General features: G+C 58.7%; 5 protein-coding genes. 4 read left to right on the top strand and 1 reads right to left on the bottom strand.

Annotation, left to right across the window (positions count from 1 at the left end; all coding sequences use genetic code 11):
- Positions 1-998 (bottom strand): GGDEF domain-containing protein (locus IFT87_RS20045; protein ID WP_192191743.1); only part of this gene is annotated, 998 nt, incomplete at its 3' end.
- 381 nt (positions 999-1,379) lie between these two features.
- Here IFT87_RS20045 and IFT87_RS20040 point away from each other — a divergent pair.
- The 4 genes from IFT87_RS20040 to IFT87_RS20025 form a co-directional block, all read left to right on the top strand.
- A complete protein-coding gene (locus IFT87_RS20040; RefSeq protein WP_056409941.1) occupies positions 1,380-1,652 on the top strand; it encodes a PadR family transcriptional regulator in 273 nt (90 codons plus the stop codon).
- A 71-nt stretch (positions 1,653-1,723) separates the two neighbouring features.
- The gene (locus IFT87_RS20035) at positions 1,724-2,287 is read left to right on the top strand and encodes a hypothetical protein (protein ID WP_192191742.1); all 564 of its coding nucleotides are present in this window, start codon (positions 1,724-1,726) and stop codon (positions 2,285-2,287) included.
- A gap of 194 nt (positions 2,288-2,481) precedes the next feature.
- Complete coding sequence (locus IFT87_RS20030; protein ID WP_192191741.1) at positions 2,482-2,871, top strand: hypothetical protein; 390 nt, start codon at positions 2,482-2,484, stop codon at positions 2,869-2,871.
- A gap of 396 nt (positions 2,872-3,267) precedes the next feature.
- On the top strand, positions 3,268-4,071 hold an 804-nt coding region (locus IFT87_RS20025; RefSeq protein WP_342211214.1), incomplete at its 3' end, for an alpha/beta hydrolase.

Below are 4,071 nucleotides of genomic sequence, written 5' to 3'. Positions count from 1 at the left end.
TCTGCCTTTCTCCGCCTCAGCTCTTCGTCCGCAGCCACCAGAAGGCAATTCATGCTCTGATTGTTACTAGTAGAGCGGCTTGATCCGACGCTGGCGGCACAGTTAACCGAATGGCCCTCTAACACATAGGAGCGGTTCAAGACCTGTTCGATGCGTAATCCTTGTTGCTCAACGTCAAAGTCAGACTCGGAGTCGATTTGCACGACGACAAATTCGTCGCCTCCAAGCCTAACAACCATGTCTTCAGGATTTATAGATGTCCGCAACCTATCGGCGACCAAGCATAGCAAGCTATCGCCTACCTGGTGACCAAGCCGGTCGTTGACCGGCTTGAAGTCGTCGAGGTCGACATAGTGAAACGCGATACGTCCGTGTCGCTCTGGCCGGGCGTTTGTCTCAAATGCCTCGGCGAGAGCCAGCCGGTTGCCAAGCCCAGTGAGGTGATCCGTTTTGACCTGACGAGCAAAGGCGTGTCGCGTTGTCGTCTTTGCCAACTGCGAACGATATCGTTGGCTAGCGCTACGAAGGCCGCCTGTGAGCAGCGCAAATAGGCAAAGAGCCGAAACGATCGCATTCGGATCTCCCCGCAGTAGAAGAACTAAAGCTGGCGGGATTACCGCGACAATCAGACTCGTAATCACGATGTAAGGGCGCATCGCGATCGTAGATGCTGCTCCTGCGGCGTATCCCACGACGAGAATGCCGATGGGCATCTGCCATTCTGCAAGCGGCAGCATGTACGATCGTGCGGCAAATAGACCGAAGACAGTCGCGAAGGCCCAATAGGTGAGTGCAAACCGGCGCTCAAAACGCTTGGCAGTGAGTAAGGGCATTTCGGGGTTATCGCACAGCCGTCTCCCGCGGATCAAAACGGCAAGGCGTGCTACGCTCGCGATCGTTCCTATAGCGACCAAGCTCGCTAGAGCGATATCCCGTGAGGCGTGAACGCTGAGCACACCAACCACGAGGAACAGCAACGTCATGATCGCTGCGGGCATGCGCGTGCCGCACAGACTGGCAACAAGCTCGACGTACGTTCCGTCAGGAATATCGCGAACGATTGGGCTCTCAGTGGCTTTCACACGTCTCTAATTAAACGCAAAAGGTGAAGGCATCCTATCCGAACGCTTCCCTCAGGACACGGGGGCTAGCTTAATTAATGCGAAACACATGAGCCCGTTTTCGAAGCTGGGAAGCGTACCGTCCGCCGTAGACGGCGGTTGATGGGTCCTATCAGCCCCACTCTGTCGGGCAGTCCCGCCGACAGTCGGCCATCCATCGGGTACTATAGTAGGTCCATACTTTCTGCGAACAGTTGACAGATAATTCTACTTAGGTTGAGTAAAAGCATGACCCGTAATCGTCGACCATCGAAGCAAATGCTCCTCTTGCTGGAGGCGCTGTCGGCGCACGCTCAGCAGTGGCGCCACGGCTACGATCTGATGAAAGAGACGGGGCTCCTGTCTGGAACGCTGTACCCGCTACTGATCCGCATGACCGACCAAGGGCTCGTCGAGGCCGAGTGGCTTGAACCGGAACACCCTGGCCGTCCTGCTCGGCATGCGTACCGTTTAACGAGTGCTGGAGTGGCATTTGCGCGTATGGCCGCACCTGCCGGCCCAATGACTTTCACCAAGGCCGCCTTCGCGTGAAATCAGCTGTGTCGCGAGCTCTGCTGTCATTGGCCAGTCGGTCTCTCGGCTCGGATCGCCGAACGTGGGCGATGGCCATGGAAGCGGAGTTCGAAGCTGCGGTGGAGGATCGGCGTCCATTCCAGTTCGCTCTCGGCTGCCTGTTCGTAGCGTGGCGAGAGATCGGGAAGCACAGCGAAGGACGCCTGATCCTTGCGAGTTACGCGCTCGCTCTGGGGTTACTCATTCCGATGGCAACTCTGCAGTTCCAGCAGGCGGTCGGCTTCCTGTCTTCGGCAGACGGTCCGCCTTTCGTTATCGCAAGCTCCGGCGACGGACCGAATCTCTATTTGATCTGGTCTCAAAACAGCGCAATCCCGATATTGCTTATCACGTGGCTTCTGCTCGGTATGGCGCACCTTTGTCTCGCGTGGATGCTCGTAGAGGGGGATTGGCCGCGCATCGTGAAGTGCGGCACGCTGATTGGAGCAGCAATGATCACGTTGTCGCTGTTCATGGGCGTATTGATGCTCGATCTGTCGTCATTGGGGGTGCCAATCGCGGAGCTGGTGATCGAATTTGTAGCGGTTGTAGCCATTTCGCGGTGGCACATTCGGATTTCATCAGACGCCTCATCCGAACTGCTCGCCCGGTAGCGTGTAGGTGCTTTTCGACGATCCGCGCGAACGACCGGAATTTTGCGGAGTCACTTGACTCTTAAATCTACATATGTTGCTCTGCGCCTACAGTGAGGGTGGTGAGGTTCGACGCTCAAGGTCGACAAAGCGCCGCTAGGTGTGGGCAGAACCGACGGGGACACAGCGTCCGACGCGGTGACAGGGGAGCGAAGATGTGGCGAGTTATCAGCTTAGGTGTCGTCGCTGCTGGCACTGTCTTGCTCATCACTCTTCTCGTCTTCCTACGTAAGCCTGTCGTTGATGCCGGTGAGGCCGGCCTTTTCGCCAACGACTGCTGCGGCACGGTAAAGCTGGCCGGCGGCAAGATGCTGCTCAATGATCAGCGGACGGTATCCTACGTTGTCGCGAGAGATGCAGATGGGCCGTACATCCTGCCCCACGTCGACGTCGGCGTTGTAGCCGATCAGGGGCTTGACGTGGATGGAACCCGCTCGGTGCGCAAGCTGCGCCTTGACCGGCTACCTACGCCGACCAGGATTACGCTGCATGAGGGTTTGACACCCTATGTTTTTAAACGGTCGACGCCACGTCTTCGCAAATAACTTCGAAGGGGCCGTTCATCAGCTTGAATGATTTGGTCAGAGCCGCCCTAGCACTATTCATAAATCTACATATGTTTCTATAATGAGGAGCGATAGCTGCTGAATGTTACGAGCGGTTGTTCAGCAGCGAATGGTGAAAAGACTTCGGCACGCCATACCGGCCGTGCTGCACGGTGCGGAAGTGGAGCAATGATAAAAACCATGACTAGTGCTTCCCGCGGCTCCCCCTATCGGGTGCTGACGGCCCTTCTTGCGCTTCTCGCGACAGGCATCGCCGGCCGCGTAGAGGCGCAGCCACAGGCAGAGGTCGGCATCCCTTCGTCGAATCACGCGCGCTTNCTGGCGGGAACGCTGTACCTGCCGGCAGGGCACAGCAAGGGTCCCTATCCTTTGGCCGTGCTGATCGAGGGGAATGGGCCCAATAAACGCGGTGGCTTTTCCGAGATAATCAAACGACTGTCCGTCGACGGCATCGCTGCCCTGGAATATGACAAGCGCGGTGTCGGGCAGTCGACGGGCACTTACGAGGAGGATGTCGAGCGGCTGACCGCGGATGCCCGCGCCGCGGTCGCGGCGATGCGCCATCGCTCGGATATTATCGGCAGCCGCATTGCGTTGGTCGGCCATAGCGGGGGCGGTGTGATCGCGCCGTCGGCGGCGGCTGCCGATCCCGACATCGCGGCCGTTGTGACACTGGCGGGCAATGTTGGCGACGGGCTGCCTTATGTCAGGAAGGGGCTTTACAAGCAGATGATGAAGATGGTTGTCGGCGGCCGTGACACCCTCATCGGCCCGGCGACGGATGCGGCCATGGCTTTGCTCCAGGTTCGTGTAGACAGCCGAGATGCGGCAACGATTGCACGCCTTCATGCCAACGCCGTAGACCGGTTCGAGGCAGCGGGGTTCCCGCGCGCTCAGGCGGAACAAGCGCTCGCCATGATCGACGTTCCAGAGGCCTGGGGCGCACGAAAGCTTCGCTCGGCCTCCGATCTCAGGGCCTTGCACATTCCCGTTCTAGCTATCTACGGGACCAAGGATACGCTGGTGGATGACGCACCTGCGGCGCGTGCCGCTTTGGCGAGCAACCGTCGCGCTCGAATTGTGATGCTCGGCGGGCTCGGTCATTCGTTCCAGGAAGGCGCGGTTGCAGGCGAGCCGGATGAGGCGTCAAGGTTGGGCCCGTATCTCGGATCGCCTCGC

It is taken from the genome of Sphingomonas sp. CFBP 8765, from assembly GCF_014841445.1.
GTDB classification, from domain to species: Bacteria; Pseudomonadota; Alphaproteobacteria; order Sphingomonadales; family Sphingomonadaceae; genus Sphingomonas; species Sphingomonas aerolata.
This window is presented reverse-complemented; position numbering and strand designations above follow the sequence as displayed.

What these genes read in the sequence shown, in the direction of transcription:
- IFT87_RS20030 (WP_192191741.1), top strand. Translation starts at nt 2,482, where the DNA reads ATGTGGCGAGTTATCAGCTTAGGTGTCGTCGCTGCTGGCACTGTCTTG.
- IFT87_RS20040 (WP_056409941.1), top strand. Translation starts at nt 1,380, where the DNA reads ATGCTCCTCTTGCTGGAGGCGCTGTCGGCGCACGCTCAGCAGTGGCGC.
- IFT87_RS20035 (WP_192191742.1), top strand. Translation starts at nt 1,724, where the DNA reads ATGGCCATGGAAGCGGAGTTCGAAGCTGCGGTGGAGGATCGGCGTCCA.